Here is a 3,509-nt window from a genome sequence, read left to right as displayed (position 1 = left end):
CTAATATTTTGAATAGAAGAAAAGTGATGTTACGGTTTATGATTTTTAGTTGTACAGATGAAGAAAAGGTGAAATTTGGACCAGGTGGTTTGACAAGAAAACTAGAAGACTTTTGGTATCAAGCAAATGAGGTGTTACAAGAAAATTAGAAAATAATATAGCATTAATTCCTAGTTAACACATGTATATAATATGTATTATATGATATGATTGATTAGATAACCAAAGGTCCCATCGATGGGACGGAGTAGAGGTGGTGCGAACAGGTGCAGGTACAGCATTTGTAGGAGATCCCGATACGGTTGCTGCACGTATGAAAGAATACGCTGATTTAGGCATCGAAACGTTTATTCTATCAGGTTACCCACATTTAGAAGAAGCCTATACGACAGCCGAATTATTATTCCCTAAACTTCCAATAGAAAGAAAGGATACGTCGAATCAAAAAACATTTCTTAGTCCATTCAGTGGTGATATTAAACCGACTGTTGTTAAATAACAAGTATATTAGCCTATTAGTCAACTAAAGGCATCTACTTTTTCAATGAAAATTGAAGGAGTAGATACCTGTTTCATTAAAAAATTTTCAAATAAAAAGGAGGGAAAGAACATGACGAAACCACTATCATTTTCTGCTTTTGTCATGAATACAGCATCCCATATCCTTCATGGACTATGGCGTGATGAGGAAGGACATCAATTGAACTTTAACGATATAAATCTTTGGGTTTCTTTGGCTAAGCGACTTGAGGACGGTGGGTTTGATGCCATGTTTTTCGCGGACGTCATTGGATTGTATGGTGACTATAAAGGTAGCTGGGAACATCATGTACAAGCGGGGATGCAAATACCGAGTAACGATCCGATGGTCCTTATGTCCGCTCTTGCAGTAAATACAAAACATTTAGGTTTAGCTTTTACGGCAGCACCACTTCAGGAACCCCCTTTTAATTTTGCACGACGTGTTTCAACACTAGATCATATCTCCAAAGGTCGCATTGCTTGGAACATAGTGACTAATGCTCAGGAGAACGCTTATCGTAATTTTGGTTATGATGGTCTGGTTCCACATGATGAGCGGTATCGCTGGGCAGATGAATATGTAGACGTTTTATATAAGCTTTGGGAGGGTTCGTGGGATGAGGGAGCTCTTTTACAAGATAGAAAGAGTGGCATTCATGCGGATCCATCTAAGGTACATAAAATACATCATGTTGGGGAGCGTTATCAGGTTGAAGGTCCGCATCTTGTGTCGCCATCACCACAACGAACGCCAGTGCTCTTCCAAGCAGGATCATCAACGGCTGGACGGGACTTTGGAGCTCGCAATGCAGAGGCTGTGTTTATCGTAACACCAGATCCTGAAAATGCTTGTAAGCTAATTGAGGATACAAGGCGCTTAGCTATTCAAAATGGTCGGGAGGGTCATGATATTAAGTTTTATCAAGGATTGTCCTTCGTCATAGGGGAGACGGAGGAAGAGGCTCGACGTAAAGAAATAGAGCTGGATAAGAATATTGATCTCGATTCCATCTTAGCTCATATTGGCGGAGGAATCGGTATTGATCTGGGGAATCTTAGTCTAGATACATTGATTGAGAATGTCGAAACGGAGGGAGTGAGAAGTACATTAGACTGGGTGCAACAAAGCACGCCAGGAAGAACTCCAACAGTTGCAGACTTTGCCCGACTGCGTGATAAATCGACCCGTATCGTTGGAACTCCTGAAACTATTGCAGATCAACTTGAGATTTGGAGTGAGGCAGGTGTTGATGGTATCAATGTCATTAACGCAACGATTCCTGGCTCCTATGAAGAATTTATCGATCAAGTGATGCCTGTTCTTCGCAAGCGTGGTTTAGTGCGTAATAAGCATGGTGAGCCAGGTACTTTCCGCCATACACTTTTTGGAACAGACCGTCTTAGTGAGCGCCATCCTGCTGCAAGATATAGAGGGGCCTTCACTGCTAAAGGTGCCACTCAGTGATATGAGTTAAGAATGTAGGGGCATCAGGTCTTATTCTAGATTAAGAAATCATTAATAAAGTAGAAGAAATTCTAAAGTAAGAAAATGTAATTAAAAGGATTGACAATCTAAAATATACTTGTTAGCATAAAACAAAGTAATTGTATATGAATAGTTTGAATTTTGTTGGCCGGTCAACCGGAGACAGTTTCTGTATTTTGTATGTACAGAAGATGTCTCTGGTTTTTTGTTGTACTGGAGAATGTAAAGAATTCTATTAATTTCTAAGCTTATTAACAACAGAGCAATTTTATTTCAAACAATGGAGTGTGAATGAATTGGCGAAACAATTATCTTTTTCGGCCTTTGTAATGAATACAGCTTCTCATATTCTGCATGGATTGTGGCGTGAGGAGGAAGGACATCAGTTGAATTTTAACGATGTAGATCTTTGGGTTTCTTTGGCTAAGCGACTTGAAGAGGGAGGGTTTGATGCTATCTTTTTCGCAGATGTTATTGGATTATATGGTGATCATCAGGGTGGTTGGGATTATCATGTACAAACCGGTTTGCAAATACCGAGCAACGATCCGATGGTTCTTCTATCCGCACTTGCGGTGAACACAAAACATCTAGGCTTAGCATTTACAGCAGCTCCACTTCAGGAACCCCCTTTTAATTTTGCACGTCGCGTTTCAACGTTGGATCACATTTCCAAAGGCCGCGTTGCTTGGAATATAGTAACTAGTGCACAGGAAAATGCTTTTCGAAACTTTGGTTATGATGGTCTGGTCCCGCATGATGAGCGGTATCGCTGGGCGGATGAATATGTAGATGTTTTGTATAAGCTTTGGGAGGGGTCGTGGGATGAAGGAGCTCTTTTACAAGATCGAGAGAGTGGTATTCATGCGGATCCATCTAAGGTACATAAAATACATCATGTTGGGGAGCGTTACCAGGTTGAAGGTCCGCATCTTGTGTCACCATCACCACAACGAACACCAGTGCTCTTTCAAGCAGGGTCATCAACGGCTGGACGAGACTTTGGAGCTCGCAATGCGGAGGCTGTGTTTATCGTAACACCAGATCCTGAAAATGCTCGTAAGCTAATTGAGGATACACGGCGCTTAGCTATTCAAAATGGTCGAGATGGTCATGATATTAAGTTTTATCAAGGATTATCCTTCGTCATAGGGGAGACGGAGGAAGAGGCTCGACGTAAAGAAATAGAGCTGGATAAGAATATTGATTTGGAAATGATGATTGCTCATTTAGCTGGAGCTATAGGGATGGACTTAGGAAACGTCAGCTTAGATACACCGCTTAAAAATATCGAAACGGATGGAACAAGAAGCTTGATTGCTTGGGTGCAGCAAAGCACGCCAGGACGAACGCCGACCGTTGCTGATCTTGCTAGACTTCAAGGTAAAACGACCCGTATTGTTGGAACACCTGAAACGATTGCAGACCAGCTTGAGATTTGGAGTGAGGCAGGTGTTGATGGTATCAATGTCATTAACGCAACGATTCCTGGCTCCTATGA

Annotated in this window: 2 protein-coding genes and 1 pseudogene; all 3 read left to right on the top strand. The window is 41.5% G+C overall.

Annotated elements, in window-relative coordinates:
- Positions 1-238: 238 nt before the first annotated feature.
- Positions 239-499 (top strand): annotated as a pseudogene (locus D1953_RS20640) (alkanesulfonate monooxygenase); the annotation flags it as partial.
- A 111-nt stretch (positions 500-610) separates the two neighbouring features.
- The gene (locus D1953_RS20635) at positions 611-1,987 is read left to right on the top strand and encodes an LLM class flavin-dependent oxidoreductase (protein ID WP_119119030.1); all 1,377 of its coding nucleotides are present in this window, start codon (positions 611-613) and stop codon (positions 1,985-1,987) included.
- Between the two features lie 317 nt (positions 1,988-2,304).
- On the top strand, positions 2,305-3,509 hold a 1,205-nt coding region (locus D1953_RS20630), incomplete at its 3' end, for an NtaA/DmoA family FMN-dependent monooxygenase (protein ID WP_220453383.1).

Origin of the sequence: Peribacillus asahii (genome assembly GCF_003570725.1) — a bacterium.
GTDB classification, from domain to species: domain Bacteria; phylum Bacillota; class Bacilli; order Bacillales; family DSM-1321; genus Peribacillus; species Peribacillus asahii.
This window is presented reverse-complemented; position numbering and strand designations above follow the sequence as displayed.